Source organism: Lacimicrobium alkaliphilum (assembly GCF_002591895.1).
Taxonomy (GTDB): domain Bacteria; phylum Pseudomonadota; class Gammaproteobacteria; order Enterobacterales; family Alteromonadaceae; genus Lacimicrobium; species Lacimicrobium alkaliphilum.
In genome coordinates this window covers 169,470-195,288 of record NZ_NISX01000001.1, presented here as the reverse complement: position 1 = coordinate 195,288, position 25,819 = coordinate 169,470, and the positions used below count along the sequence as shown (strand labels likewise).

General features: G+C 48.5%; 30 protein-coding genes and 1 tRNA gene. 16 read left to right on the top strand and 15 right to left on the bottom strand.

Features of this window, described 5'->3' with window-relative positions; genetic code table 11:
• Positions 1-354 precede the first annotated feature (354 nt).
• A tRNA-Val gene (locus CDA54_RS00900) sits at positions 355-431 on the top strand.
• A 94-nt stretch (positions 432-525) separates the two neighbouring features.
• Here the strand turns inward: CDA54_RS00900 and CDA54_RS00895 are convergent.
• The 5 genes from CDA54_RS00895 to CDA54_RS00875 all read right to left on the bottom strand — a co-directional run bounded on the left by CDA54_RS00895 (position 526) and on the right by CDA54_RS00875 (position 3,815).
• A complete protein-coding gene (locus tag CDA54_RS00895) occupies positions 526-753 on the bottom strand; it encodes a hypothetical protein (protein ID WP_099033111.1) in 228 nt (75 codons plus the stop codon).
• Positions 750-947, bottom strand: a complete 198-nt coding sequence (locus CDA54_RS00890) for a type II toxin-antitoxin system HicA family toxin (RefSeq protein WP_099033110.1) — start codon at positions 945-947, stop codon at positions 750-752. The genes CDA54_RS00895 and CDA54_RS00890 overlap by 4 nt, the downstream gene beginning before the upstream one ends.
• A 140-nt stretch (positions 948-1,087) precedes the next feature.
• Positions 1,088-1,891, bottom strand: coding sequence for a GIY-YIG nuclease family protein (locus CDA54_RS00885; protein WP_099033109.1), 804 nt, complete (start codon positions 1,889-1,891; stop codon positions 1,088-1,090).
• An 86-nt stretch (positions 1,892-1,977) separates the two neighbouring features.
• Entirely contained in the window at positions 1,978-2,397 is a 420-nt protein-coding gene (locus CDA54_RS00880) for a hypothetical protein (RefSeq protein ID WP_099033108.1), read from the bottom strand.
• Between the two features lie 353 nt (positions 2,398-2,750).
• Positions 2,751-3,815: a hypothetical protein gene (locus tag CDA54_RS00875; RefSeq protein WP_099033107.1), complete on the bottom strand. Its 1,065-nt coding sequence runs from the start codon at positions 3,813-3,815 to the stop codon at positions 2,751-2,753.
• 257 nt (positions 3,816-4,072) lie between these two features.
• On the opposite strand from CDA54_RS00875, the gene CDA54_RS00870 reads away from it, so the two are divergent.
• From CDA54_RS00870 to CDA54_RS00840, 7 genes are all read left to right on the top strand, one after another.
• Entirely contained in the window at positions 4,073-4,591 is a 519-nt protein-coding gene (locus CDA54_RS00870) for a PTS sugar transporter subunit IIA (RefSeq protein WP_099033106.1), read from the top strand.
• A gap of 106 nt (positions 4,592-4,697) precedes the next feature.
• Positions 4,698-5,057 (top strand): ArsC family reductase, encoded by a 360-nt coding sequence (locus tag CDA54_RS00865; protein WP_180237075.1) that lies wholly within the window; start codon positions 4,698-4,700, stop codon positions 5,055-5,057.
• The gene (gene dapE, locus CDA54_RS00860; RefSeq protein WP_099033104.1) at positions 5,047-6,177 is read left to right on the top strand and encodes a succinyl-diaminopimelate desuccinylase; all 1,131 of its coding nucleotides are present in this window, start codon (positions 5,047-5,049) and stop codon (positions 6,175-6,177) included. Before CDA54_RS00865 ends, dapE begins: the two co-directional genes overlap by 11 nt.
• Positions 6,171-6,842, top strand: a complete 672-nt coding sequence (locus tag CDA54_RS00855; protein WP_099033103.1) for a M15 family metallopeptidase — start codon at positions 6,171-6,173, stop codon at positions 6,840-6,842. Before dapE ends, CDA54_RS00855 begins: the two co-directional genes overlap by 7 nt.
• 42 nt (positions 6,843-6,884) lie before the next feature.
• Entirely contained in the window at positions 6,885-7,079 is a 195-nt protein-coding gene (locus CDA54_RS00850) for a DUF2897 family protein (RefSeq protein WP_099033102.1), read from the top strand.
• A gap of 163 nt (positions 7,080-7,242) precedes the next feature.
• The gene (locus CDA54_RS00845) at positions 7,243-7,506 is read left to right on the top strand and encodes a YlcI/YnfO family protein (protein WP_099033101.1); all 264 of its coding nucleotides are present in this window, start codon (positions 7,243-7,245) and stop codon (positions 7,504-7,506) included.
• Positions 7,506-7,805, top strand: coding sequence for a type II toxin-antitoxin system RelE/ParE family toxin (locus CDA54_RS00840; RefSeq protein ID WP_099033100.1), 300 nt, complete (start codon positions 7,506-7,508; stop codon positions 7,803-7,805). Before CDA54_RS00845 ends, CDA54_RS00840 begins: the two co-directional genes overlap by 1 nt.
• A 3-nt stretch (positions 7,806-7,808) precedes the next feature.
• Here the strand turns inward: CDA54_RS00840 and CDA54_RS00835 are convergent, their stop codons facing one another.
• Together CDA54_RS00835 and CDA54_RS00830 are read right to left on the bottom strand one after the other, a co-directional pair.
• Positions 7,809-8,132, bottom strand: coding sequence for a heavy metal-binding domain-containing protein (locus CDA54_RS00835; protein ID WP_099033099.1), 324 nt, complete (start codon positions 8,130-8,132; stop codon positions 7,809-7,811).
• A complete protein-coding gene (locus tag CDA54_RS00830; protein ID WP_099033098.1) occupies positions 8,129-8,548 on the bottom strand; it encodes an HIT domain-containing protein in 420 nt (139 codons plus the stop codon). The genes CDA54_RS00835 and CDA54_RS00830 overlap by 4 nt, the downstream gene beginning before the upstream one ends.
• 80 nt (positions 8,549-8,628) lie before the next feature.
• On the opposite strand from CDA54_RS00830, the gene CDA54_RS00825 reads away from it, so the two are divergent.
• On the top strand, positions 8,629-9,348 hold the full coding sequence (locus CDA54_RS00825; protein WP_180237074.1) for a substrate-binding periplasmic protein: 720 nt from the start codon (positions 8,629-8,631) through the stop codon (positions 9,346-9,348).
• Between the two features lie 6 nt (positions 9,349-9,354).
• On the opposite strand, the gene astE is transcribed toward CDA54_RS00825, so the two are convergent.
• The 5 genes from astE to seqA form a co-directional block, all read right to left on the bottom strand.
• Complete coding sequence (astE, locus tag CDA54_RS00820) at positions 9,355-10,395, bottom strand: succinylglutamate desuccinylase (RefSeq protein WP_099033096.1); 1,041 nt, start codon at positions 10,393-10,395, stop codon at positions 9,355-9,357.
• A gap of 61 nt (positions 10,396-10,456) precedes the next feature.
• Entirely contained in the window at positions 10,457-11,770 is a 1,314-nt protein-coding gene (locus CDA54_RS00815) for a putative bifunctional diguanylate cyclase/phosphodiesterase (protein ID WP_099033095.1), read from the bottom strand.
• Positions 11,771-12,051: 281 nt separating this feature from the next.
• Entirely contained in the window at positions 12,052-14,544 is a 2,493-nt protein-coding gene (locus CDA54_RS00810; protein ID WP_099033094.1) for a glycogen/starch/alpha-glucan phosphorylase, read from the bottom strand.
• Positions 14,545-14,773: 229 nt separating this feature from the next.
• Entirely contained in the window at positions 14,774-16,417 is a 1,644-nt protein-coding gene (pgm, locus tag CDA54_RS00805) for a phosphoglucomutase (alpha-D-glucose-1,6-bisphosphate-dependent) (RefSeq protein ID WP_099033093.1), read from the bottom strand.
• 26 nt (positions 16,418-16,443) lie between these two features.
• Positions 16,444-16,986, bottom strand: coding sequence for a replication initiation negative regulator SeqA (seqA, locus tag CDA54_RS00800; protein ID WP_099033092.1), 543 nt, complete (start codon positions 16,984-16,986; stop codon positions 16,444-16,446).
• Between the two features lie 108 nt (positions 16,987-17,094).
• Here seqA and CDA54_RS00795 point away from each other — a divergent pair, with 108 nt between their 5' ends.
• The 3 genes from CDA54_RS00795 to fldA all read left to right on the top strand — a co-directional run bounded on the left by CDA54_RS00795 (position 17,095) and on the right by fldA (position 18,701).
• Positions 17,095-17,859: an alpha/beta fold hydrolase gene (locus tag CDA54_RS00795; RefSeq protein ID WP_099033091.1), complete on the top strand. Its 765-nt coding sequence runs from the start codon at positions 17,095-17,097 to the stop codon at positions 17,857-17,859.
• A 68-nt stretch (positions 17,860-17,927) separates the two neighbouring features.
• On the top strand, positions 17,928-18,149 hold the full coding sequence (locus CDA54_RS00790; RefSeq protein WP_099033090.1) for a DUF2788 domain-containing protein: 222 nt from the start codon (positions 17,928-17,930) through the stop codon (positions 18,147-18,149).
• A 27-nt stretch (positions 18,150-18,176) separates the two neighbouring features.
• Positions 18,177-18,701, top strand: coding sequence for a flavodoxin FldA (gene fldA / locus CDA54_RS00785; protein WP_099033089.1), 525 nt, complete (start codon positions 18,177-18,179; stop codon positions 18,699-18,701).
• A 70-nt stretch (positions 18,702-18,771) separates the two neighbouring features.
• Here the strand turns inward: fldA and cysB are convergent, their stop codons facing one another.
• Positions 18,772-19,746 carry an HTH-type transcriptional regulator CysB gene (cysB, locus tag CDA54_RS00780; RefSeq protein ID WP_099033088.1) on the bottom strand — a complete coding sequence of 325 codons (975 nt, stop codon included), beginning with the start codon at positions 19,744-19,746 and terminating at the stop codon, positions 18,772-18,774.
• Positions 19,747-19,973: 227 nt separating this feature from the next.
• Here cysB and CDA54_RS00775 point away from each other — a divergent pair, with 227 nt between their 5' ends.
• Together CDA54_RS00775 and CDA54_RS00770 are read left to right on the top strand one after the other, a co-directional pair.
• Positions 19,974-20,666 carry a sensor histidine kinase gene (locus tag CDA54_RS00775; RefSeq protein ID WP_099033087.1) on the top strand — a complete coding sequence of 231 codons (693 nt, stop codon included), beginning with the start codon at positions 19,974-19,976 and terminating at the stop codon, positions 20,664-20,666.
• Positions 20,667-20,710: 44 nt separating this feature from the next.
• Positions 20,711-21,475 carry a hypothetical protein gene (locus tag CDA54_RS00770; RefSeq protein WP_099033086.1) on the top strand — a complete coding sequence of 255 codons (765 nt, stop codon included), beginning with the start codon at positions 20,711-20,713 and terminating at the stop codon, positions 21,473-21,475.
• Here the strand turns inward: CDA54_RS00770 and CDA54_RS00765 are convergent, their stop codons facing one another.
• Positions 21,476-22,429 (bottom strand): LysR family transcriptional regulator, encoded by a 954-nt coding sequence (locus tag CDA54_RS00765; RefSeq protein ID WP_099033085.1) that lies wholly within the window; start codon positions 22,427-22,429, stop codon positions 21,476-21,478.
• A gap of 158 nt (positions 22,430-22,587) precedes the next feature.
• On the opposite strand from CDA54_RS00765, the gene CDA54_RS00760 reads away from it, so the two are divergent.
• Positions 22,588-23,289, top strand: coding sequence for a CoA transferase subunit A (locus CDA54_RS00760; protein WP_099033084.1), 702 nt, complete (start codon positions 22,588-22,590; stop codon positions 23,287-23,289).
• A gap of 10 nt (positions 23,290-23,299) precedes the next feature.
• The gene (locus CDA54_RS00755; protein WP_099033083.1) at positions 23,300-23,956 is read left to right on the top strand and encodes a 3-oxoacid CoA-transferase subunit B; all 657 of its coding nucleotides are present in this window, start codon (positions 23,300-23,302) and stop codon (positions 23,954-23,956) included.
• 265 nt (positions 23,957-24,221) lie between these two features.
• Here CDA54_RS00755 and CDA54_RS00750 read toward each other — a convergent pair whose 3' ends face one another.
• Positions 24,222-25,781: an N-acyl-D-amino-acid deacylase family protein gene (locus CDA54_RS00750; protein ID WP_099033082.1), complete on the bottom strand. Its 1,560-nt coding sequence runs from the start codon at positions 25,779-25,781 to the stop codon at positions 24,222-24,224.
• Positions 25,782-25,819: the final 38 nt, after the last annotated feature.

The following is a 25,819-nucleotide window of genomic DNA, read 5'->3' as shown; positions in this document are numbered from 1 at the left end:
AGTGCATGAAAGATGATGTCACAGCAATTGAAACACGCGGTAAATCCTCTTACGCTACGCTGTCCTGCTCCGCTAAGAGCCCAGCCATGTCATCCATGACATGTCGTTCTCTGAACTGCGAAGCTGCGCTTCGGTTTCAGGTCACCCCTGGACGCTCCGCTACAGCTTCCCTGCTGTGGAGGGTATTCAATTACTGCAACACCATCTTCTAAAACTAAACTCTCAACAACGACAGGACACTGCGCAGAAATACAGCAGTTAAGCCGCCAAGACGAAAAAGCACTTGCACCGGATAAGCCCCGTGGCTATTATACGCGCCGTTTCCGGTAATCACCGAAAACGAGTTTCTATTGTGCGTCCGTAGCTCAGTTGGTTAGAGCGCTGCCTTGACATGGCAGAGGTCGGTAGTTCGAGTCTACTCGGACGCACCACTCCCCTGATTTTTCGACAATACCCGCAAAGCATTTTCTATTCAGATAAACAGATGCCTGAGAGTTGGTCACTGTGACCTTTGTTTCAGGGGCTTCATGCTACGTTAGCAAAATCTTTTCCGGAAGTGGCCGGAGGTAAGGCTTTACCATCGGCTTTATAGAGGGATATGGTTTCTTCGACAATCTGACACAGTTCATGGAATACTGATTCTTCGTCAGCACCATGACAACCTGCCATAAACAGCCCAGGACAAGATCCCACATAGCACTGGTCTTTTTCAGACCACTCTACAATTTTTATATATCTTGCACTGTCTTTCATTGCTGTGACTCCTCAATGGCTTTTCTGACAGCCTTTACCTGGTAAATCTTAGCATCATCACCCGGGTTACCTGAAATGGTAATGGGTCTGACAACATTCGGATGAGTAAAGTTTCGATGACTTCCTTTACCACCCCTGTCTTCAAATCCATTTTCCTTAAGCTTAGAGATTAACTCTCGGACTTTTGGTGGCATTACCTTGCCTCCTTAATAAATCAAGTGTTACGACCCTTTGATTTCCCTTTGATTTCCAGCGGTGCCCTTGGAATCGAGGCAAAGCGGTAATGAAAAGGGCGTAAGGTGGCATCGGCCGCGGAGCGATCTGTTGCGACTTGTCATGCCAAAAGTTCTGCAAAATCAACGGCAAACTCCTGCTCTAAATACTTTACAGTTTCTGGCTGCCCATCCAGCGAGGCTCGAACTAGCTGTGACGTGAACAATCCACCCTTTGATTTCCACTTTGCCGCATTCCGGGGGAAAGTCCTGATCCAATCTACAAGAGCCACATACTCCGACTTGTCAAGATTGTTCGAATTTTCAGCAATATTTGGGCAAACCAATTCTTTCTGTAGAAGCGGGATGTTATCAATCAAAACGTCGCGAACTGGCCTCGCACCCTGAGTGATTTGACCAACCCCAACAAAACCACGGCCTTTGAGATACGCCGCGACAAAATCCCCTGTTTGCAAACCTAACATGGCATCCCGGAATCTTGGTGCTTGGCCTGCGGAGATAAATCCATGAGCAACATAATCGTCCCAGTTGCGATGAGGACCCTCCCCAACGTTGTAGTAGTACAGCCCATTATGAAAATCGAACCCCGAAAGATACTTGTGTAAGGAATCGTGAGGACGAAAATTGTCTGCGTAGTGGCCCGAGGAAATATTCGTCAACTGCTTTCCCAGCTTCCAGAGTAGCGTCTTCTCAACCAGTAGTGCATCGTGCTCGGATAGATTGCGAGCGATCACCCTGATAATTGGCTCCAAACCTTCTTTTTTGATTGCCTCTATCCGTCTGGATTTTTCACTATCTGAATCGTCATTCAGATGAGAGTGTTTCCTGGAACCTTTACCTTTTCCAAAGTAAAACTCCTCGAAATTCCGTGGGTCAATGTACACGTAGACGTAGTAGTTAGTCATAGCACCTTTCGGCTGTTCTTACCCATAAAAGGCGCGCCGTCAGGTGCGTCCAGCGTAACGAAGTGGAGCGATTTTTGATGTGTTTGTTAGGCATTTGACTCAGGCCTAAATGCAAGCTCAGGATAAATTAGATACGCCAAGAAGAACCCACCCCCCGCTGAACTGAAAAACGATAATAAAAATAAAACACTATCAGGGCCGCCAACTACCCAATAGTAAGTAAAACCGGATATTCCTGTGCATATGCCGAATGCCACCATTAAGAAAATGGTATTAACGTACTTTCCAATTGCCTTATAGAATCCCGGCATTGGTAGCGGCAAATATTTATTTAGAAGAGCCAAAATTGGAGGCCCGAATAAACCAAATAGAATCACTGGCCATATTTCTGCATTATCCAAGCCTCGACCTATCTCGCTATCAAAAACTACGATACCTTGATAAAGGCCAATGAGTGCTCCAAGGCCAATTCCTATCCAGTCACTTTTTAAAATCTCGATCTTCATTTAGATGCTAACGCATTCATGTTAAGAAAGACTCCGTTCTTAAGCGCGGGACTCATTCCTGTTAGTGCTTTTTTAGCATGTATGTCTGATGGATACCAGTTCGCTGCTGGCCTGCCCTGACTGCGGCGTTGCGGGTTATGGCGATGGCACCTTGGCTGGGTAAAGTTGCACAATTGCGGAAAAGGTTTGTTATTTTGCTGTTTGGCGGAGGTGGAGCCATCACTGTGTTTAGACGGTACCTGTCCGGAAATCGCGGGCACTAAATAGTCGGTTCCGATTTCCTCAATCTGTCAGTCAGACATTCTCTGGCCTACAGAGGCAACAATATCCTCGCCTAGCAATTTTCCTGCCTATTAAAAAGCCAAAGGCTTTATCTTATCGGCCACATCAGGGTCTTGTGTCAGCTCCATAAACGCCTCGCCAAGGCGGTCAGATTCGCTGATCACCTTTTGCCAGTATGGGATGCGCTGCTCAGGTTGCATGGTTTCAAAGTCTTTTCTGTCGGGGATTTTTCCGTAAGGCAGTGAGGCTACAAATTTATCCGAGGGCACCAGCATCAGGGTGTTGGCATAGCTTTTCGCGCCGGGCATGCGGGATTTAAGGTTTTTATCAAACCAGCCGGGCACCGGCTTTTTATAAAAATGGGGATAAAACACCAGCCCGGGTTTGGGGCCAAACTGCAGATCAAAATGGTAGTCAATAATGCCGCCGTCACGGTACATGCCTGGCGGTGCACCGGGGATATTTTTTACCCCTTCGAGCACCACAGGAATCGACCCTGAGGCCAGCAGTGCGGCCTTAAGGTTCGCCTCTGACAGCGCTACGCTATAACTGGGCATGCCGTGTGGGTCAGTAATACTGAGCTGCGCATCAGGCGCCGAAAAAATATAGCGCTGATAAAAGCGGGCCAGATGTTTACGTTTTATCAGGTTGGCACCGGCACTGGCGAGTAAGCCGCCAAGCTGCAATGGTTTAGACTCCAGCGCAGTGGCGCCGCGGCAGCGGGCCACAATAAAATGGGCCTGAATAGCCGGGTTGTGCAGTATTTCATGAATCCCATTATCGCCCAGCACAACATTAAGCAGTTCCCTGCCCTTGTCGGTAATTTCCCTGGCATCGGGTTTATCGGAGTACACCGTCTGTGAATAACGTTCTACCAGCCGGTTAATGGCCGCGAGCGGGTTCTGCTGGGCAAAACAGGCAAAACGAAAGGCTCCGGCAGAGGAGCCTATGGCCTGTAATGGCGTCTCACGATTGCTGAAAAACTCAGAAAACACCACCCGGTCAAGCCCGGCCAGCACAAACCATTTGGGGCCGCCCGATGCCCCCAAAGCGTAGTCAAACAGCTGTTGTTTTAATCCCTGCTCGCGAATTGCTTTTAACGCATCGGGCCCTGCATATAACTCCAGATCAGCCATTTATTCTCCTGCACGACTTAGTTACCGGCTGGATTATACAAAAAACCAGCGGCAAGTTTGGCGAATATGCACACAAACTCTGATCACTTTTCAGCTGTTGGGGAAAAACCGTACACCGGGTTATTTTTGATTTTAAACATGCACTTAGAGCACTTATAAAGAGTACTTAACAAGGTTATCCACAGATAGTGTGGATATGTAGAAAACTATTCACAGCTGCGGTTATACTGGGGCCAACCTTTATAAACAGAAAACTTATGACACTGCCACCGCCTTTTTCCTTGTCCATTTCTGCCCAGCACGCCGAAGACTGCAGGGTTACCTTGCCTGTACCGGCACCTGTAAGCGGTAAGGTTGAGCCCATGGCACAGGTGCCCTCTGCACTGGTAACAAGCGGGCTGCTCGGTGCCGGCGTGGCTATCTCGCCCACGGGTCATACTGTGCTGGCGCCATTTTCCGGTACGGTGGTGTCTGTCAGTTCCACTAAAGAACAAATACGCCTTAAGAGCCGTCAGGGCCTGGAGCTGTTAATTCAGATTGGGCTCAACAGCCATAAGATGATGTCTGAAGGTTTTAAATCCCCCATCAAAGCCGGGGATAAGATTACCCAGGGGCAACTGTTGATGGAGTTTGATCTGCGCAAGCTCCGTCTTGGTTGCACCTCTCCTTTATGCCTGGTGCTGGTGCCGGTATTACCACGCCTGAAACATATTCAGGGCCATTACCATAGTCTGATGGCCGGTGAGGAGCCCTGTATGACATTATTTTTAAGCTAAGTGATTTGGATTATCCGCCTGTGCATAGCTTATAGCCCGGTTATATCGAACTCAGGTTTAAAATCGGCTAAGCTGTATCCCCCGTTAAACTGACTCAAATTAGATTATGACCACGCTGTACGGTATTAAAAATTGCGACACCATCAAAAAAGCCCGCAAATGGCTGGAACAACATCATATTCCTTTTACCTTTCACGATTACAGAACTGACGGCCTCGACACAGCCTGGCTGGCGCAGCGCATTGACGAGTTGGGCATTGAGGCACTGGTGAATAAACGGGGCACCACTTATCGTCAGCTTGATGAAGCACAGAAAGCCGCCATTGAAGATCAGAACAAGCAAGAAACCCTTGAGATACTGATCGCAATGCCAGCCATCATTAAACGCCCGCTGCTGCGCTATCAGGATAAATCTTACCTGGGTTTTAAAGCCGATCATTACGCGAGCCTGTTCAATGCAAACTGATGTGTTAGCCCTGGCCAAAGCCCTGATCAGCAAAGATTCCGTTACTCCTGACGATGCAGGTTGTCAGACCATGATGGCTCAGATACTAAAGCCCTTAGGCTTTGATATCGAAATGCTACCTTTTGAAGATACCCTGAATATGTGGGCGCGGCGTAATAATAACGGACCGCTGCTGTGCTTCGCCGGGCATACCGATGTGGTACCGGCCGGGCCACTGGAACAATGGCATACGCCGCCCTTTAAACCGGTGGAAAAGGACGGCTACCTCTATGGCCGTGGCGCCGCCGATATGAAAGGCAGCCTGGCGGCAATGCTGTCTGCGGTGCATAGCTTTGTCAGCAAACACCCGCAGCATAAAGGCTCTATTGCTTTTTTAATTACCAGTGACGAAGAAGGCCCTTTTATCAACGGTACCACCAGGGTGATCGATACCCTTGAAGCACGTAATGAAAAAATCGACTGGTGTATCGTGGGTGAGCCTTCCAGCACTGAGCTTTTGGGCGATGTGGTTAAAAATGGCCGCCGCGGCTCCTTAACCGGCCATTTGCAGGTAAAAGGTATTCAGGGCCATGTGGCCTACCCTCACCTTGCCCGTAACCCGGTGCATCAGGCAGCACCGGCTTTGGCAGAGCTGACTTCAACGACCTGGGATGAGGGTAATGAGTTCTTTCCGCCCACCAGTTTTCAGATATCCAACTTAAGTGCCGGTACCGGTGCGGGCAATGTTATCCCCGGTGAAATGCAGATTCAGTTTAACTTTCGCTTTTCCACCGAAGTCACAGATCAGCAACTGATTGAGCGTACCCGAGCCATTCTGGATAAACATCAGCTCGAATACAGCCTGGACTGGACCTTTAACGGCCAGCCGTTTCTGACCGATAGCGGCGAGCTGGTCAGCGCCACCACAGCCGCGATAGAGAAGATCTGCGCCAGGAAAACCCAACTTTCTACCGCAGGCGGCACCTCTGACGGGCGTTTTATTGCCCCCACCGGTGCCCAGGTTATTGAGCTTGGCCCGGTCAACGCCACCATTCATAAGGTCAATGAGTGTGTGAAAATTGACGATTTATACCTGTTGGCCAAGACCTACGAAGCCATACTCGAAAATCTGCTATGTTAAATTTCGAGCAACTTAGCGGCCAGCGTGACGATCACCTGGTCGAGGCCGAGCCCGGGCATAAATTGCTTAAGCAGGTGGCCGGTGCACTCAGCACCATGCGCGAGGCTGCCGCAGAAGATGACGTCAGCCTGGATCTGGTCAGCAGTTTTCGCAGTTTCAGCCGCCAGTTACGTATCTGGAATGAAAAATGGCATGGCCTTCGGCCGATACTGGATGAGCAGCACCAGCCACTGGACCCACAGTTGCTCGGCGAGTCAGAAAAGCTGTTCGCCATATTGCGCTTTTCCGCCCTGCCCGGCACCAGCCGCCATCACTGGGGCTCTGACTTTGATGTGTTTGATGCCAAAGCGATACATAATTATGAGCAACCGTTTCAGCTGATCAGCAGTGAGTACGAACCCGGCGGTCCCTGTTATGGGCTGTCACAATGGCTGGATAAACATGCCGCAGAATTTGGCTTTTACCGGCCCTACAACGGCCAGAATGCGGTTGCGCCGGAGCCCTGGCATCTCAGCCACAAGCAGAGTTCAGACCCATTGCCCCGGCTGCTGGAAAAAGCGCCCCTGCAAAAGCTGATAGAGTGCTCAGAGATTGCAGGTAAAGAAAGTATACTTGAGCATCTTGATGAGATTATTCGCCGCTATATCCAACTGGAACAACCCTGAGTGGCAAGGGTGCCCCTTAAACAAGGAACCGGAGTAACAAATATGAGCTGGGAAGTTGCGCTATATATCGCCCTGCCGCTGTTTTTTATGATCGGCAATATTATGATGGTGAAACATTCGGCAAAAATGAAGATGCCGTCGTTAAAAGATCATATGCCTGATAAGAAAAAAGAGCCTGATTCAGAACCCTCTGCGCATAAGGCTAAGAACAAGAAAACTCCACCTGAGCAAGATTGATAATGAATTACACAATATGGGTTTTGCAACGCTTCCCCGAACTACAAAAAGCGCTTGATGAAACATAATTGCTGCAGTCTGCCTTAAACTCTGAACAGGGAGTTGCAGATAAGGATTAACAGGCCTAGAATGTATTGCAAATGCAATACATTGTGTGTTTACTATGAAATCAGCGACCATTCCACCACTTCGGGTCACAACCGAACTACGTAATGATGCGGAAAGTGTGCTTCTTGAAGGGGAATCCCTGAGCAGTTTTGTGGAAGAGTCCTTGCGGCGGCAAATTGTTCGCCGAAAGATGAATCAGGAATTTGTAGCCCGGGGGCTGGCTGCTGGCGAGAAAGCTAAATCCACAGGGCAATACGCCTCAAAAGATGAGGTGATACATTCTCTGCACTCAATCCTTGAAGGATCTGAGCAGAAATAATGAGTTACCGGATTCGCTTCACCCTGGAAGCCAGAGAGGATATCGAACGACTATATAAATTCCTGGTAGAGCGGGATCCTGATACAGCACACAGGGCGCTAAGAATCATTGAACAAGCTTTATCCTTTCTGGAAGAATTTCCTTTTTCTTGCAGGAAGGTAGAGAAAACCAACCCCTTCTTAAGAGAACTCATTATTCCATTCGGTAGCGCTGGTTACGTGGCTTTGTTTGAAATTGAGAATCAGCAATGGGTGACTATTCTCGCTGTCCGGCACCAGCATGAGGATGACTATCACTAGGCCTTAGTCCCGATATCTCACCGCCGTACCGCTGATGCTTACCATCAGCATGCTGCCTTGTTTACCCACCACTTCGTAGTCAATATCCACACCAATCACGGCGTTGGCACCCATTTGCCGGGCCTCGTTTTCCAGCTCGGCAAAAGCGATTTTACGGGCCCGGGTCAGCTCGTCTTCATAGGAGCCGGAGCGCCCGCCCACAATATCGCGGATAGAGGCAAAAATATCTTTGAACAGGTTGGCGCCCATCACGGCTTCCCCTACCACTACACCTAGGTAGGCTTCTACGGTTTTGTTGTCCAGAGTATGAGTTGTACTGATGATCATATTACTTCCTTAACCTTTTCTAGTTGTGTTCTTATGGCGTCAATCTGTGTGTTTGCCTCGCTTTGTGTATAAGGCACCGGTGGAAACTTCCCCCACACAGGCTGAGGCCAGGCGGCATCCAGTTTAAAGCGGGCGATATGATGAATATGCAACTGCGGTACCATATTGCCCAGCGCGGCGATATTGAGTTTATCGGGATGGTACTGTTGCTGCAGTGCCCGGCTTAACCAGGCAGATTCACACCACAGTTGTTGCTGCTGCTCAGTACTGAGATCAATAACTTCCTTCACCTGTTCGACTCTGGGTACCAGAATCGTCCAGGGATACTGGCTATCATTCATAAACAGCACCAGAGATAAGGGTAATTCTGTCACAACAAAACAATCCTTTTGCAGTTGCTGATTCAATATAAACATAAGTTTTTCTATGCTGGCTCTGTGGTGCTTAATAATTTATTCTAATCTTTGTTGTTATACCAGCCGTCAAAGAGGTCAGATTGTTACCGGACATAAATGCTCTGCGTATTGTTTTTATCCTAAGCCTGCTGGTGCCCTTTACTGCCCAGAGCGCACAACCCGTGCTGCAGGTTGTCACTGAACTCTCACCACCAGCCCAGACCATAATAGATAATAAGGTCTCGGGATCCGTCACCGACAAAGTCCGGCAAATACTCACCAAAGCGGAGCTTAAGGGTGATTTTTATATTTATCCCTGGGCCAGAGCATTTAATCTGGCCAGCAAACAGCCCAACACCCTGATCTACGCGATGGCCCGCACGCCGGAACGGGAGCAACAATTTCAATGGATTGGGCAAGTCGGTGAATATCGGCTGGGTCTTTTGAGGCTGGCATCAAACAATGAGGCTGCCATCAGCTCCCTTGAAAATGCAAAAAGCTTCGTCACCGCAGTACAACGAGAAGATGTTGCGGTTGAGTTTCTGCGTAAAAAGGGCTTTGAAGAGGGAAAGTCTTTGTTGATCACCCCGGATATTACCGCCTCATGGGAGTTATTACTCAAAGGCAAAGTGGATTTTATTATCGAAGATCCTGACGCCAAGCAGGGCATGCTGGCAGATTTCGGCCTTAACCAGGCCCATGTGACGATGGCCTGGATGATCCCCGAACTGGCCAAACCCACCTGGCTGGCTGCCAGCCTTAGTACCGACAGCAGCCTGGTTGAGCGTCTTCGACAGGCGTCCTTATCCGTTCAGCCCTGACAGGCCTTACTCTGCACTGATTCGGGTTGGCACTACCGTTAACAGCGCCCGTTGTCCCAGAGCCACTTTGGCATTGGGAAATACAATGGCCTCTCCTTGCTGCTGTACTTTATACACCGCACCCGGCTCTTCAGCCAACACATAATCAACGGGAAAATCAGTGAAATTAGGGGTATCATCGTCAAAGTTAAGGCGAAAATCTTCTTTTGTTCGATTGATTATCTGGTTGATCGTAAAAATATGAAAGTCGGCTTCGTTGTATTCCGGCAGGGCTAATTCGGGCTCAGTAATCAGCGCTGTGAGGGTTTCTCTGACCTTCTGAAAACGGCTCATATCATTTTCACCAAAGGGCCTGACTTTACCTAACTCGACGGTAAAGGCATCGGCATCAAATTCATTGGAGGAAAAATAACTGAAGGTGGTCGTCGGACTGTTTGACAACAAAATGGTATTTACCCCACAGGCAAGCAAAAAGCAAAGCTGACGGGTTTTCCAGGGTTTACCATGTCGGTATGGGTAAACCGCAAATTTTTCATTTTTGGATGCGCGGATTGCGGTGTGCAAATCATAATGGCAACGGTAATTCTGCCCCAACCCATCACCTTCGGCATAGAAGTGCCGGATGGCATCTTCCAGCGCTTTGGCCCGTCTACGTTCATCATTAACCAGCCCCGGCCCCTTCGAATGGGCGCCGCTGAAAAGCCGGTTCATGTTTTCTTCGACAAAACGCTCACCGATGTCCATAGCCGGCAGGTTGCCAAACAGGAAAAGCACACGATGGCTGGCGCTGAGTTTTCCGGTCAGCAGTGCCACCACCAGATCACCACAGATTTCTATCGGTGCGGTTTCATTACCATGCACACCGCAGGAAAGCACGATATCTTTGCCCTTTGGCTGTGGCGGTGTAAAAGTGATAATACCGGGAGCACTGATGAAAATCCGGGTCCCGTTTTCCAGTTCAAAAGTCTGGGGTTGGAAGAAAAGTTCAGGCTGTGTCCGACTCAGGTGTAAAAACTGACCTTGGTCAATCAATTGCTGTTTGCTCATGGATGATCATTATGAGGGTTCGACAAGGCGTGCAAGTTTAGCAGAAATAACTGCCGTTGTGTCAGCCAACCCGGTCTTGGTAGGCCAGTGAGGTGCCAACAATCAAATCGGTCTGGGTCAGTTCAATCAGGTCATTAAAGGGCACCGCTTTGGCAAACAGAAAGCCTTGCCCTCGCAATATGCCCATTTCTCTCAGCAAGTGTAACTGCTCAACGGTTTCGATACCCTCGGCAATGACCTGACAATTGATAGATTCGGCGATTAACTGCGAGGCCTGAATAATGGCTTTATTGACCGGGTTTTGTTCCAGCTCCATGACAAACGTCTTGTCTATTTTTATGGTGTCCAGTTTAATATCCCGGATATAGGCCAGATTTGAATAACCTTTACCGAAATCATCTACGGCAATACTCAAGCCCAGCGTCTTGATATCGGCCAGTTGGCGCTTGACTAACAACGAATTAGACAGCGCCACATCCTCAGTCAGCTCCAGCTCAATCTGACTAAGGTCAACCTGATAGACCTCTGCCAGTTGTCTGACTTTTGCAACAAATTTAGAATCGTACAATTGAGTGGGTGAAATATTCACCGACACTTGCAGTTCCAGTCCCTGGCTTTGCAATATATGTGCACTGTCAAAGGCCTTTTCCAGCACCCAATAGCCCACTTCATTCATCATATTGTAAGACTCAGCCGCCTCAATAAAAGAGCCGGGCACAATAATCCCGTCCAAAGGATGATTCCAGCGCAATAAGCATTCGGCACCAACAATTTTCAGGGACTGCAAATCCACCTTAGGCTGAAAATACAGCTCCAGCTCATCATTGGCAAAAGCGCGTTTCAGATCGGCTTTGAGTGCCAGGGAGCGGCCAGATTCTGGTTTTTGTGTGAGACTGATAATCTGGAAATTATCATACTTGTTCTGCTTGGCCTGTTTCAGCGCGGCTTCGGCGGCCGAAAATACCCGGCTGATATCCGTATTGGCAGGCAAGTTAGACACCGCGCCAACATTAAAATCGGCCACAAAGGCATTGTCTTCGAAACTAATGGGGGTTTTGAAATGTTCAATAAGGTGGCTGTAAAAACCATGTAACTGCGATTCTGAATGGGTTCCAGGCAACATTAAACCAAAGATATCACCACTGATTCGGCCGAGCAGACAGCGATCACCAAACAGCAGTTCGATACGTTTAGCCACTTCAGCCAGAATAATGTCGCCAATGCGATAACCAAAACTGCTGCTGACATCCGAGAAGCGCACCACATCAACCAGCAACAACGACAGGCACTGATCCGCCTGAATCGCATGCTCGATACGATCCAGAAACGCATACCTGTTTGGAATGGCAGCCAATGGCTGGTTGTGAAGACTCATTGAGTAATGCAACGCCTCTTATATTTATACCAAACCACATAGATAATTGTTCACTTTGCAAGACTAAAATGGCCTATTTCTGTGTCGCCACTTCTTTACGCAGAACCACTATGCCTGCAAAGCCCCGCTTTGATCTAAACCCTTCTGACTCGCTCTGAAGAGCAATTATCTATGTGGCTTCGTATTATCCTTCTAATCTGGCAAAAAAAAAGCTCAAACCTGTATTTTTGAGCTTTTCCTATTTAAACAACTGTAAAGCTGTTAAAAATACATGTATTGCTTCACTCTACATGACAAGGTGTCAGCCTCCAAATTCTCTCTACATACTCACGTATAGATCTGTCAGAGGTAAACTTACCCATACGAGCAGTATTAATGATCGCTTTACGCGCCCAGCCTGCTTTATCACGGTATGCCCGGTCGGCTTTCTGTTGTGCTTCGGAGTATGCGTCGAAGTCAGCCAATACCAGATAAGGGTCGCCCCCATCCAGTAAACTCTGCTTTACAGACGCCAGTTCACCTGGTTTTCCCGGAGTGAAGTAATCTGTTTCAAGCCAGTCAAGAATAGCCTTTATTTCCCGACTGTTATCGTAGATATCATAGGGGTTGTAACCGCCAGCGTGGAGTTTTTGTACCTGTTCTACAGTGAGACCAAAAATAAAGATATTTTCCTCCCCCACTTCCTCGGCAATCTCAATATTGGCCCCATCCAATGTTCCCACTGTCAGCGCACCGTTCAGCGATAGCTTCATATTACCGGTTCCTGAAGCTTCCTTACCTGCTGTCGATATCTGCTCGGAAATATCAGCCGCCGGGATCATTTTTTCTGCCAGACTGACACGGTAATTAGGCAGAAATACCACCTTAAGTTTGTGATTAACCCGTACATCATTGTTGATTTTATCTGCCACTTTATTAATTGCATAGATAATATCCTTTGCCAACTTGTATCCCGGTGCAGCCTTGGCACCAAACAGAAAGGCTCTGGGGTGCATGTCATAATCAGGGTCTTCCAGCAACCGCCGATAAAGGGCCAGAATATGCAGCAGATTCAGATGCTGACGTTTATATTCATGCAAGCGTTTGATCTGAATATCAAAAATCATATTCGGGTCAAGTTCGACACCGGTCAGAGTTTTAACCTCTGCTGCCAGCCTGACCTTGTTATCATGCTTGATTTGCATAAATTGCTGCTGGAACTCTTTGTCATCAGCGAAGTTTGCCAGCCCCTGAAGCTTGTACAGTTCTGTTGGCCACTTATCCCCGATACGCTCGCTGATCAGTTTTGACAATGCCGGGTTACAGGCCTTCAGCCAACGTCTGGGGGTAATGCCGTTAGTGACATTGGTCAGCTTCCCGGGCCATAGCTTTTCAAACTCCGGAAACAGGTTTTCTTTAACCAGCCGGGAGTGTATCTCAGCCACACCGTTAACGGCGAAGGAACCGATTACTGACAGATTTCCCATACGGATCATCTTTTCACTGCTCTCTTCGATGATCGACAGCTTTCTCTTGATCGCATCATCACCCGGCCACTTTTCTTCTACTTTGCGCATAAACCTGTGATTTATTTCATAAATAATTTCAAGATGACGGGGCAGAATTTTCTCCAGCATGCGCGCTGGCCATTTTTCCAGAGCTTCAGGAAGTAACGTGTGATTAGTATATGCAAAGGTTTTACTGCTGATCTCCCAGGCTGCGCCCCAGTCCATTCCGGCTCTGTCTACCAGTATCCGAATCAATTCAGGAATGGCGATAGCCGGGTGAGTGTCGTTTAGCTGAATTACCACCTGATCGGCAAAACGGCTCCAGTCATCACCATGAGCACGTTTATAGCGGCGAATAATGTCTTTCAGTGAACAGGCACAGAAAAAGTACTGTTGTATCAGACGAAGTTCTTTGCCTGCCTCTGTTTCGTCATTGGGATACAAGACCTTGGAGATCGTCTCAGCCTGCACATTTTCACGTTGTGCGTCTACATATCCGCCGGCATTGAAGACATCCCAGTTAAAATAATCTGATGCCTGACTCTCCCACAATCGCAACACGTTAACGGTTTTACCGCCATACCCCACCACAGGAATGTCCCAGGGCACCCCTTTGACAATAGAGCCCGGATGCCACTCTTTGTTTATTTGTCCTTTGTCTCCATATTTGGTTTCAACATAACCATACAAAGGAATTTCCTGAATCGACTCGGGCCGGCATATTTCCCAAGGGTTACCATAGTCACGCCAGCTATCCGGACGCTCAATCTGCGCCCCACTGCGAATTTCCTGACGGAACAAGCCGTGTTCATAATGCAGGCCGTAGCCAATGGCCGGTAAATCCAGAGTCGCCAGAGAATCAATAAAACAGGCTGCCAATCGCCCCAGACCACCGTTGCCCAGCGCCATATCCGGCTCCTGCTCCATCACGTCGGTGAGATCCACGCCCAGTTCACGCATAGCCTGGTGGGTTTTCTCGTATAAACCGAGATTATGCAGATTATTCGACATCAGACGGCCCATAAGAAATTCGGCCGAAAAATAATGTACTGCCCGGGTATCATTCATATAGTGGGCCTTCTGGGTACTGCGCAGTCTTTCCAACACCTGCTCCTGCACCGCCGCGCAGGCTGCCTTCCACCATGCGTGATCATTAGCCTTATTCTCATCGGTACCCATGGAGCAATGCAGGTGCCTTACAATCGCCTGCTTAATATCATCTTTACTGAGGCCATTGAGTGACGCAGTAGCTGATGTTGCCGAATTTGTTTGCTTCGCCTTTTTCATTAATCTGTCTCCGCAGGTAAACCTTACGTTCAGTGACAATTGTTACGCAGACACCAAACTCAATCCTGTAATTAAATTACATGAGCAATTTAAGTCTACCCCTTTTACCGGCAAATAAAATGGCATAAATGTTGTTTTTTGGTTAAAAAAAAGCCCGAATCAGAGTTCGGGCCATTTTTCGTTATAAATTTACATTATATATACAAAATTCTGTCGACTCGTTCTCATTCTATGATTCGAATACGCCAGCAACAAGATCCTGAGCTTCATCTAATAACAGATTGAGGTGCTGCTCATCCTTAAAACTCTCCGCATAGATCTTGTAAACGGATTCAGTACCCGATGGCCTTGCAGCAAACCATCCATTTTGGGTGCTCACTTTTAACCCACCAATCGATGCACCATTTCCCGGTGCATTGGTGAGTACCTGCGAGATAGGCTCTGCTGCTAGTTGTGTTGATGTGATCACTTCCGCCGTCATTTTACTCAGTTTAGATTTCTGAGTGGCTGTAGCGCCAACATCCAATCTTTTATAGCAAGGTCTGCCAAGCTTATCGGTTAACCTGTCATAATGTGTCGCAGGGTCTTTTCCGGTTACAGCCAGAATTTCAGCACCAAGCAGAGACATAATAATGCCGTCTTTATCTGTTGCCCAGGTGCTACCATCCCGACGCAAAAAGATCCCCCCAGCGCTCTCTTCGCCCGCGAACCCCATACTGCCTTCAAGCAGATAAGGAACAAACCATTTAAAACCTACCGGCATTTCAGCAAGTTCACGATCCAGATCTGCTGCTACCCGATCGATCAAGGCACTGGATACCAGAGTCTTGCCAATTTTCATCTGGTCATGCCATTGACCACGATGGCGATAAAGATAATCAATGGCCACGGCCAGGTAGTGATTCGGGTTCATCAGCCCACTCCCACGACAGACAATCCCATGACGATCAAAATCTGCATCATTGCCGAACGCTAAATCGAACCGATCCTTAAGAGTAATAAGACCTGTCATGGCAGAGGCTGACGAGCAATCCATGCGAATTTTTCCGTCTTTATCCAGATGCATAAAACGAAAGGTGGGATCCTGATGGGGATTTACCACTTCAATATTCAGCTTGTACTTCTCAGCAATACGATGCCAGTAGTGTAACCCCGCACCACCGAGGGGGTCAGTGCCAAGCTTCAGGTTGGCAGTACTGATCGCCTGCATATCAACGACCTGATCCAGTTCATCAATATAGCTTTGGGCAAAGTCTCTTTCATGCACCAGACCACTGCGCAACGCCGCCGCAAAGGTTATGCGCTTCACGCCATTAAGACCGGAGGCAATCAGATCATTGGCACGTGTCTGAATGGCATCGGTGACCAGAGTATCTGCAGGCCCGCCGTGAGGAGGATTATATTTGAAGCCGCCATCCTGCGGCGGATTATGCGACGGTGTAATCACCACACCATCTCCCAGACCGCTTTTGTTACCAAGATTATGGCTAAGAATGGCATGAGAGACAGCCGGAGTTGGGGTATAACCGCGATCGACTTCCACTACCACTGTCACATCGTTGGCACAGAGTACTTCCAGCGCAGTAATAAAGGCGGGTTCAGACAACGCGTGCGTATCCATGCCCATGAACAATGGGCCGCTAATCTGATTGGCCTGACGATATTCCGCCAGCGCCTGGCAAATAGCCGCGATATGCCAATCATTAAACGTGCACAACAGTGAACTGCCACGGTGACCTGAGGTTCCAAACGCAACAGCATGAGCTGGCTCTGCTTTATCCGGTTGATTGCTGTAATAAGCCGCAACCAGCCGGGGAATATTGACTAAATCTTGCGGACCGGCGAGTTGCCCGGCTCTGGGATCAGGTAGCATCTGGTTTTCCTATGTTTAAAAGTGCTCTACTCACTAACTACGGATGACGGATCCAACAGCGCCGTCAACTTCTGACTGTCAGCATCACTGTATCCAAGTACCCGAACCACTTCCTGTAACATGGTCACCTTTTTACCTGTATTGTTGTTAGTAACAACCCAGTAATGGCTTTCGGGCAATTGTTTGGGGTTGGTACTACTGCCACTTGCCAGCAACTGTTCCTTGCTGGTTGCAAAGTACACTCTGTTGCGGCCCCGCAACTCCAGCACTTTTGGAAACCTCTCAGGATTAAACCTGGCCATCGCTGCAAGAATTGTTAAAAAGCGATCAACCGTACGCTTTTGTCTGACCACACCGACCCTATCGAGGTGAGCGAACACATCCTGTTGTGCTTTGTCTTTGTCTGCAGTGGGCGCCACCGCCTGCTCTGCTACTGCGCGATCGCCACTGCCGGCGTCTTTCTCACCGAGTAACAGGCGGCGCAGAATATCCGATGCACTCTCACCAATGTCCTGAGTTTGCATGGCGATATAACGGTACAAATCTTCATCAACTTCAATGGTTTTCATTTATCACTACCGGTGTGCTTGCTAATCTGACTTGGTATTATACGTAGACGGAGTGTTGGTTACAGTACAGCATTTGCTCAATTTATGCTTTTTTAACGGGAGCGTCGAATGGACCTCAATTATCAGACAAGTGGTGAAGGCAGCCCGGTTATATTGTTACATGGCTTATTTGGTAGCCTGGAAAACCTCAACGGTATAAGACGTGCGCTGGAAACTTGTCATACCGTGATCAGTGTTGATTTACCGGATCATGGCGACTCCCCCCACTCCAGTCATTTCAGCTATGCCAACTATGCCGGCAAGATACATGAACTGATGAATACGCTGGCGCTGGATAAAGCCGCTGTCCTTGGCCATTCAATGGGTGGAAAAGTGGCTATGACTCTGGCGCTCCGGTACCCGGACAGAGTCAGTAAGCTTGTTATCGCCGACATTGCCCCGGTAAAGTATCCGGACAGACATGGCAGCATTATTGAAGCGCTGAAATCAGTTAAACTATCGGGCCTTGAAAACCGGACCGACGCGGATAAACAACTGGCGAGACAGATTAGTGAAAAAGGTATACGTCAGTTTTTGCTGAAAAGCCTGCAAAAAACAGATAAGGGTTGGGCATGGAAATTTAACCTTCCCCTGCTGGAAAGTGACTACCCTGAAATAACCGACTGGGCGGACTCCGACAAACACTATGACGGACCGGTGTTGTTTATTAAAGGCGAGCGTTCTGATTACTTGCAAGCCGGGCATAAACCAGTGATCGGTCGTTTATTCCCAAACAGCCGGGGAGCAATAATTGAGGGTGCAGGGCACTGGCTGCATGCGGAAAAACCCGCCCGGTTTAATGAAATTGTGTTAGATTTTCTTAATCAGGAGTGATTCTCAATAGCAACAAAACGCCCTGTATGCTATAGTCCGCGCCGTTTTTAACCGGCGCAGATTCTGGCATGCTGAGTGAATATTACGAACAGATAGAGGCAGTAGCCTTAAACCTGTCCCTGGCAATCCTTTTTCTTCTGATGGCTTATGCCGTGCACGATGTGCTGAAGAAAAATGATGTTCCCATGGTGGGACGTTTTGTGGTCTATCTGGTATTGTTTCTCGGTGCCACCGGATTTCTGGCAAAAGGGTTAATTCAAGTATTCTGGCAATCTTCAGGTGTGGGGTAATCCCGCAGGACAGAGGTATCTGAACATATGGCAAGCGTGGGTCTATTTTTTGGTAGTGACACCGGCAACACCGAACATGTTGCCAAGATGATACAAAAAGAACTGGGCAAACAACTTATTGAAGTTCATGACATCGCCAAAAGCAGCAAAGAAAGCATTGCTGATTTTGATTTACTGATGTTTGGTATTCCGACCTGGTATTACGGCGAAGCACAATGTGACTGGGATGATTTTTTTCCGGAACTCGAAGAGATTGATTTCACCGATAAGCTGGTGGCGATTTTCGGCTGTGGCGATCAGGAGGATTACGCCGAGTATTTCCTTGATGCCATGGGCATGATCCGTGATATCGTCGAAGCCCGTGGCGCCATCGTTATCGGCCACTGGCCCGCCGAAGGCTACAATTTTGAAGCCAGTAAAGGCATGGCCGATGATGATCATTTTGTTGGTCTGGGTATCGATGAAGATCGTCAGCCAGAGTTAACCGAACAACGAGTCAAAAACTGGTGCAAGCAGGTCTATGAAGAAATGTGCCTGGCCGAACTAGAGTAACCCGTATCAGTATAAAAAAAGGCCATCCGGGGTATCCTGATGGCCTTTTTTTTTGCCTGGACGGGGTATTCTACTTAACCGGCAACGTCAGGCCCTTAAACATTTTTTCTACCTCTTCATTGCTTTTCTGCATCATCGCTTTTTCCACCACGTCCTTAGTCAGATGTGGAGCAAAACGCTCAATAAAGTCATACATGTAACTGCGCAGGAATGAGCCTTTCCTGAATCCGATCTTGGTGGTGCTGTATTGAAATAAATGGCTGGCATCTATTTTCACCAAATCCCCGTCCAGCTTCTCGTCCAGCGCCATGGAAGCAATTACGCCAATACCCACGCCGAGTCGAACATATGTCTTGATCACGTCAGCATCGGTGGCGGTGAAAACGATCTTCGGCTCCAGTCCTGCGCGGTTAAATGCATCGTCCAGTTCAGAACGCCCGGTGAAACCAAATACATAGGTCACCAGAGAATACTGCGCAATGTCTTCGATGGTAATAGAGGTTTTATTCGCCAATGGATGTTCGCGATTAACAATAATACTGCGATTCCAGTGATAGCAAGGCAACATCACCAGGTCGTTATACAAATGCAGTGCTTCTGTAGCAATAGCAAAGTCTGCTTCACCTTTAGCGGCAAGATCACTAATCTGCGAAGGCGTCCCCTGATGCATGTGCAGTGACACCCGCGGATATTTATTCATAAAACCCTGAATCACTGGTGGCAAAGCGTAACGTGCCTGTGTATGGGTAGTGGCAATGTTCAGTTTGCCCTGATCCGGCAACGTGTGTTCACGCGCTACGGCTTTGATGCTTTCAACCTTGGCAAGAATTTGCCGCGAAATATTAATCACATCCTGTCCGGCTTCGGTAACATGAGTCAAATGCTTACCACTGCGGCCGAAAATCTGAACCCCTAGTTCATCTTCAAGCATCCGAACCTGCTTACTAATACCTGGCTGTGAGGTATACAAGCTCTCGGCGGTTGCTGACACGTTGAGGTTATTGTTAAGGACTTCGACGATATATCGCAGTTGTTGTAATTTCATTGTGACCCGGATTTATCCTGTTATTAATTTATCTATATGCAAAATTTATATACTGAACGAGAGATTAATTCCATAAAATTTTAGAAAAAACGCCAGCCAAATTATTGATAAAAAGGGTAAGCCACTGTCATACCTAATATTTCAGGTGGTTACCCGTTATTTATTCCATTTGGTATAGACACTGTTACCTGTTATAACAACAATATCAAATCAACGCTGTCCCCACTATGCCAAATTCAAATAAGCAGATCGATTTCTCTACCGTACTGGCAGCCGGTGTGCATGATATGAAAAATTCACTGTGCCTGTTAATACAATCCATTGAAAACCTGTCGCGGGAGCTGCCTCAGCATGACGATAATATCAATGGCAACCTGGCCAGTCTTCAGTATGAAGCCTTTCGCCTGAACACTGGCCTGATGCAATTGCTGTCCTTATATCGGGCGGAAAAACAACAGCTACCAGTAAGTATTGACGAAGTCTATGTTGAAGATATCATTGACGATATTCTTGCCACCAATGAAACCTACATTAGTAACAAGCAGATAGAACTGGAAGTCGAGCAGCCTGACGAGCTGGGCTGGTACCTTGACGGAGATCTGGTTAACCTCCTGCTTAATGACATTCTGATCAATGCTATGCGCTACAGTAATAAAAAGCTCAGACTCAGCTGCTTCGAAGAAAATGGTTTTCTCAATTTCACCATAGAAGATGACGGCCCGGGCTATCCTGAATCTATGCTGATAGCCGGTAATACGGATATGCAGGATTTTGATATCAGCACCGGACGCACCGGTTTGGGCTTGTTTTTTGCGAGGATGATTGCCCAGGCACATACCAATAACGACAAAACCGGCTCTATCCACCTGCAAAATGGCGGTAGTCTGGGGGGGAGTGTTTTTACTCTGAAAATACCCTAATATGCGTCTAGTCGTATGTAGTTATATAACAAAGTGAAAAACATATGTTCACCATAGTAATTGTACTGATTGTTGCTCTTATCATTATTGCCATCATCATCAATGCGATACAGCAACATAGAGAGCAGGTCGAAGCCGAGCGACGCGCCGAGTTGGCCAAGCAAAAAGCCATCGTAGATGAGACGGAAGATGCGTTGATGGCAGCGGCCCATATCCCCGTTTCCCAACATATGATTTTGATATTGAACAAACGTATCCTCAATGGCCTGAAGGAAATGCAGGAGCATAATCCTAAAGCCAGAGATCTTAAGCAACGGATTAAAGATGCCGAAGAACGGGTGAAATCCATTGATACTAACCAACCCGCACCCGGCAATGAAAACTTTTCTCTGCCAGACAACGACAAACAGATTATCGTACTGATTCAGGGCATCAAAAAATTGCGTACCATTCTCAGATCAGAGAACTCTAAAGGCAAAGTGGATTCTCAGATCTTTCTTACCGAAGATAAACGGATGGCCCGGCTACAATTGAAAATTAATGTGGAAACACTGGTTAAACGCGGGCGCAGCGCGATTAAATCAGAGATGCTCGGCTCAGCCCGCCAGTACTTTGAAAAAGCCATCGCCGCCCTGAATGCGTCTTCTGAGCAGGATGACTACACCATCGCCAGGAAACAAGAGCTGGAACAAAATCTGGAGTCTATTCAAAACAACCTGCGAAATGCCAATGCTGAAGACAGAGCCCGCAAGAAAGAAGAAGAGCGTGATGAACTGGACGAGCTCTTTGCACCAAAGAAGAAGTGGTAATCAGACTGATTTGGTTAACAGAGTTTGCCAGTCCATCTGATGTAATTGTTCCAACAGTCTGGCTGCAGGCACTGATAAACTGCCACGGCTGCGTTTAATTACACCAACCCGCTTCCCCTGCGCCGCATTTAGCGGCACACAACACAGGCCCCTGCCCTGCATTTCCTGACGGCAGATAGCCGGCACCACAGAAACGCCCATCCCCGTGGCCACCAGTTGGCCCACTGTAGACAGCTGACTGGCTTCAGCTACAAGGGTGATCTCTATGCCCTCCGCCTGCAGGGTCTGATCACACCAATTACGTATGTTGGAGCCACGATTCATAGCCACATAGCTAAGGTGCTGTAGATCCTGCCAATGTAGCCCCGGTTTATCCGCCAGTGGATGGTCCGTCGACATGATCACTAGAAAGCTGTCATTAAATAATGGTAAAAAATCCAACCCTTCCATTTGCCGGGCTTCAAAAATAATACCCAGCTCAGCCCTTTCATCCCGCACCGCTTCAACAACCCTTTCCATAACCACATCCAGTATTGCGATATTAATACTGTCATAATGTTGATGGAAGGTGCTCAGCACATTGGGCAGCAAGCTATTTGCAAAGGATGGCATAGCCGCTACGGTCAGTTTCCCCCTTTGCATGGCAAACAGATTGTGCAGATCGGTAAAGGCCTCGTCCCAGTCTCGCAATAATCGCTGTGCCACAGGTAGAAAGCTTCGCCCTTCGACAGTCAGCTTCACGGCCCGGGTTGTGCGGGATAACAGCGCACCACCAATTAGCTGTTCGAATTTCTTAATTGCAATGGATAGTGCCGGTTGCGACAGGTGCAACCGGTCTGCAGCGTCGGCAAACGAACCGCTCTGAGCCAGTTGCACAAAAACCTGCAACTGACGGTAGGAAACCGATTTTATACCGGGTTGAACAATACCGGTTTGGTCTGTCAGATCAGGCATTGGCGCCCTGCAATTTATTTATTTACCTTATTATTAACTAAATTATATTAATTTTACATATTTGATTTGCTGGCCAATACTAGTGCAGCAACCTAATTCAATAAAATAAGTAAAACCCATTTTGCGAGCATCGCAGTATCGCCAACCAGGAGAACTACATGGCAGGTTTTAACAAAGTAGTATCCAGCTATGAACAAGCCATGGCCGGATTAGAGAACGATATGACCGTTATTGCCGGAGGCTTCGGCCTGTGCGGTATTCCGGAAGGACTGATAGGCCAGATAAAGAAAATGGGCGTATCGGGTCTGACCGTAGTGTCTAACAATTGTGGCGTCGATGGCTTTGGTCTGGGCATTTTGCTCGAAGACAAACAGATTAAAAAAATGGTGGCCTCTTATGTAGGTGAAAATGCCCTGTTCGAAAAGCAACTGCTCAACGGTGAGCTGGAAGTAGAACTGACCCCTCAGGGCACCCTGGCAGAAAAAATGCGTGCAGGCGGTGCCGGCATCCCGGCTTTTTTCACCGCTACAGGTTACGGCACACCGGTCGGAGAAGGCAAAGAAGTCAGAGAATTTAACGGCCGCCCCTATATTATGGAAGAGTCCATTACCGGTGATTTTGCCATCGTCAAAGCCTGGAAAGCCGATCGCTATGGCAACTGCATTTACCGCCATACGGCGCAGAACTTTAACCCCATGGCGGCCACTGCCGGTAAAATCACGGTGGTGGAAGTTGAAGAAATTGTCGAGCCCGGTGAGATCCCGCCAAGCCAGATCCATACCCCGGGGATATACGTGGATCGGGTGATTAAAGGCACCTTCGAAAAACGAATCGAACGTAAAGTTACCCGCAGCGCATAAGGAGAAAATGATGGCCCTTTCAAGAGAACAAATTGCCATGCGCGTGGCGCAGGAATTCAAAGACGGCAGCTATGTAAACCTGGGGATTGGTATCCCGACTCTGGCCGCTAATTATGTATCTGATGATATCTCAGTGATGCTGCAGTCAGAAAACGGTCTGCTCGGCATGGGGCGCTACCCTGATGAGGATGAAGTGGATGCCGACATGATCAATGCAGGTAAAGAAACCGTCACCGCCAGCATTGGCGCCTCCATTTTCAGCTCGGCAGAAAGCTTCGCAATGATTCGTGGCGGACATGTAGACTTTACTGTCCTCGGCGCCTTCGAAGTGGATCAACAAGGTAATATTGCCTCATGGATGATTCCCGGTAAGCTGGTTAAAGGCATGGGTGGCGCCATGGATCTGGTGGCCGGAGCCAAGAACATCATCGTTACCATGACCCATGCTGACAAACATGGCAATTCCAAGTTACTGGAGCAGTGCAAACTGCCCCTCACTGGCGTCAACTGCATTACGCATATCATTACTGATCTGGCGTTGCTGGAAATCAAGGACAGCGCTTTTTATTTGCGTGAACGGGCACCTGGCGTCACAGTAGATGAAATACGCGAAAAAACCGCCGGTAAACTGGTAGTGGAAGGCGATATTCCGGAAATGCGTTTCTAGTAGCGGAACTTTACTCTCAAAACGCGGTAGCAGGCGCGTGATTCTGCGAGTGAGAACCCTCCACAGCAAGGACGCTGTGGCGGAGCGTCCAGGGGTGACCTGAAACCGAAGCGCAGCTTCGCAGTTCAGAGAACGACATGTCATGGATGACATGGCTGGGCTCTTAGCGAAGCAGGACAGCGTAGCGTAAGAGGATTTACCGCGTGTTCTCAACTGTAGAATCACAGCCTGACTGACAATGAACACAAATTGATAAGAATACTTACTACTCCCGCTTCAGCACTTTACCGGCTTTAATGCCGGTCACCTTGCCATCGGCAATGGCGGCCTCGCCATTGATCAACAACCATTCAACACCACTGCTATGCCGCTGCGGTTCCAGATAACTGGCCTGGGGCGTAAAACTCTGCGGGTCGAAAATCACCAGATCCGCGATATATCCGGGTTTGAGTTCTCCCCGCTTGTGCAGATTAAATGTTCGCGCTGCCAGTGTGCTACTGCGGTGTATATAAGCACCGGTACTGAGTACCCCCTTGTCTTTAACATAACCGGCGTACTTTCGCGGGAATGAGGCATACTTGCGGGGATGCCCCGTGCTGCCATCAGAGGACGTCATCACCCAGTCCTGCCTCATAAATCGCTGTAGATCCTCATCCTGCATATTAAAACTGGCCACACTGGCATTGCCTTGCCGGATAATTTCAATGGCCATATCCACTGCACTCAGCCGATGTTGTTTCGCCACCTGTGCCAGGGTTTTGCCACGGTATTCAGGTGTTGAGGGATCGGTTATCAGTAACGAGTCGGCGCCGCCGCGCCGGCGAAGATTATCTTTGATCTCGGTTTTTATGCGTTTTTGCTGCTCATTGTCCTGCAAGCGCTGCAGCAATGCCTCGTGACCACCGGCCTTCGCCCAGGCTGGCATTAATGATGCCGAGATACTTGAGCCTGATGCCAGCCAGGGGTATTGATCCGCAGTAATCTTCAGCCCCCGCTCACGAGCCTGTTCAACCAGCTCGATGACCTTCGTGCTATGACCCCAGACATCCACACCGAGGGCTTTGATATGCGCAATATTGGCGGCAATGTCGGCCTTATCTGCTACCGCTATAACTTCCTCGACAGAAGCTAACAGACCGATATTGTAGCTGCTCTCATCACGGATATGGCTGTCGTAATGACCGCCAAAACGCGCTGCGACTTTCGCCAGCGCAATCACCTCATCCAATTCGGCATAGCTGCCAGGCACGTAGTAGAGCCCGGTTGACAGCCCCATGGCGCCATCCTGCATGGCCCCGGTGACCAGATCCTGCATCTGTGACAGCTCTTCTGCGCTGGCAGGCCGGTTAGCCTGTCCCATAACCTGCCGCCGGATACTGTTGTGGCCGATATGCAATGCCACATTGGTGCCAATGCCCTGATTCTGATATTGCTGCATTTGCGCACCAATATCTGAGGGGCCGCCACCGTCGTTATTGCAAAACACTGTGGTAACGCCCTGAGTCAGATAGTTAGCATTAAGGTTGCCCTCAGTACCATCAAAGTCCCGGCAGGCATGGGTATGAGGGTCGATAAAGCCCGGCGCCACCAGTTTATCTGAAGCATCAATAACCTTGTCGGGGCGGATATCTTCCGGCAACGCCTCTGCCATCAACAGAATCCGGCCCTCGTCAATCACCACCACGCCACTAAAAGGGGCTTGCTGCCCTCCGGGGTGGATCTGTGTGGATTGAATCACCCAGTCTACTTTTTTGGCAAAGGGCGCCGAAGCGAAAGCTAAGCCCAATACCAGTAACACCAAAACTCTGAGCCGCAAAAACAACATAAGGTCTCCAAAAAACCACAATAGCTTCAGGCATCATA

Excerpts from the sequence above, each read along its gene's own strand:
- CDA54_RS00880 (WP_099033108.1), bottom strand. The coding sequence starts at position 2,397 with ATGAAGATCGAGATTTTAAAAAGTGACTGGATAGGAATTGGCCTTGGA.
- pgm (WP_099033093.1), bottom strand. The coding sequence starts at position 16,417 with ATGCTACCTGATCCCAGAGCCGGGCAACTCGCCGGTCCGCAAGATTTA.
- CDA54_RS00760 (WP_099033084.1), top strand. The coding sequence starts at position 22,588 with ATGGCAGGTTTTAACAAAGTAGTATCCAGCTATGAACAAGCCATGGCC.
- CDA54_RS00885 (WP_099033109.1), bottom strand. The coding sequence starts at position 1,891 with ATGACTAACTACTACGTCTACGTGTACATTGACCCACGGAATTTCGAG.
- CDA54_RS00810 (WP_099033094.1), bottom strand. The coding sequence starts at position 14,544 with ATGAAAAAGGCGAAGCAAACAAATTCGGCAACATCAGCTACTGCGTCA.
- fldA (WP_099033089.1), top strand. The coding sequence starts at position 18,177 with ATGGCAAGCGTGGGTCTATTTTTTGGTAGTGACACCGGCAACACCGAA.
- CDA54_RS00790 (WP_099033090.1), top strand. The coding sequence starts at position 17,928 with ATGCTGAGTGAATATTACGAACAGATAGAGGCAGTAGCCTTAAACCTG.
- CDA54_RS00815 (WP_099033095.1), bottom strand. The coding sequence starts at position 11,770 with ATGAGTCTTCACAACCAGCCATTGGCTGCCATTCCAAACAGGTATGCG.
- CDA54_RS00845 (WP_099033101.1), top strand. The coding sequence starts at position 7,243 with ATGAAATCAGCGACCATTCCACCACTTCGGGTCACAACCGAACTACGT.
- CDA54_RS00775 (WP_099033087.1), top strand. The coding sequence starts at position 19,974 with ATGCCAAATTCAAATAAGCAGATCGATTTCTCTACCGTACTGGCAGCC.
- CDA54_RS00840 (WP_099033100.1), top strand. The coding sequence starts at position 7,506 with ATGAGTTACCGGATTCGCTTCACCCTGGAAGCCAGAGAGGATATCGAA.
- cysB (WP_099033088.1), bottom strand. The coding sequence starts at position 19,746 with ATGAAATTACAACAACTGCGATATATCGTCGAAGTCCTTAACAATAAC.
- CDA54_RS00850 (WP_099033102.1), top strand. The coding sequence starts at position 6,885 with ATGAGCTGGGAAGTTGCGCTATATATCGCCCTGCCGCTGTTTTTTATG.
- CDA54_RS00855 (WP_099033103.1), top strand. The coding sequence starts at position 6,171 with ATGTTAAATTTCGAGCAACTTAGCGGCCAGCGTGACGATCACCTGGTC.
- CDA54_RS00890 (WP_099033110.1), bottom strand. The coding sequence starts at position 947 with ATGCCACCAAAAGTCCGAGAGTTAATCTCTAAGCTTAAGGAAAATGGA.
- CDA54_RS00770 (WP_099033086.1), top strand. The coding sequence starts at position 20,711 with ATGTTCACCATAGTAATTGTACTGATTGTTGCTCTTATCATTATTGCC.
- astE (WP_099033096.1), bottom strand. The coding sequence starts at position 10,395 with ATGAGCAAACAGCAATTGATTGACCAAGGTCAGTTTTTACACCTGAGT.
- CDA54_RS00795 (WP_099033091.1), top strand. The coding sequence starts at position 17,095 with ATGGACCTCAATTATCAGACAAGTGGTGAAGGCAGCCCGGTTATATTG.
- CDA54_RS00865 (WP_180237075.1), top strand. The coding sequence starts at position 4,698 with ATGACCACGCTGTACGGTATTAAAAATTGCGACACCATCAAAAAAGCC.
- CDA54_RS00755 (WP_099033083.1), top strand. The coding sequence starts at position 23,300 with ATGGCCCTTTCAAGAGAACAAATTGCCATGCGCGTGGCGCAGGAATTC.
- CDA54_RS00895 (WP_099033111.1), bottom strand. The coding sequence starts at position 753 with ATGAAAGACAGTGCAAGATATATAAAAATTGTAGAGTGGTCTGAAAAA.
- CDA54_RS00830 (WP_099033098.1), bottom strand. The coding sequence starts at position 8,548 with ATGTTTATATTGAATCAGCAACTGCAAAAGGATTGTTTTGTTGTGACA.
- seqA (WP_099033092.1), bottom strand. The coding sequence starts at position 16,986 with ATGAAAACCATTGAAGTTGATGAAGATTTGTACCGTTATATCGCCATG.
- CDA54_RS00765 (WP_099033085.1), bottom strand. The coding sequence starts at position 22,429 with ATGCCTGATCTGACAGACCAAACCGGTATTGTTCAACCCGGTATAAAA.
- dapE (WP_099033104.1), top strand. The coding sequence starts at position 5,047 with ATGCAAACTGATGTGTTAGCCCTGGCCAAAGCCCTGATCAGCAAAGAT.
- CDA54_RS00835 (WP_099033099.1), bottom strand. The coding sequence starts at position 8,132 with ATGATCATCAGTACAACTCATACTCTGGACAACAAAACCGTAGAAGCC.
- CDA54_RS00750 (WP_099033082.1), bottom strand. The coding sequence starts at position 25,781 with ATGTTGTTTTTGCGGCTCAGAGTTTTGGTGTTACTGGTATTGGGCTTA.
- CDA54_RS00875 (WP_099033107.1), bottom strand. The coding sequence starts at position 3,815 with ATGGCTGATCTGGAGTTATATGCAGGGCCCGATGCGTTAAAAGCAATT.
- CDA54_RS00870 (WP_099033106.1), top strand. The coding sequence starts at position 4,073 with ATGACACTGCCACCGCCTTTTTCCTTGTCCATTTCTGCCCAGCACGCC.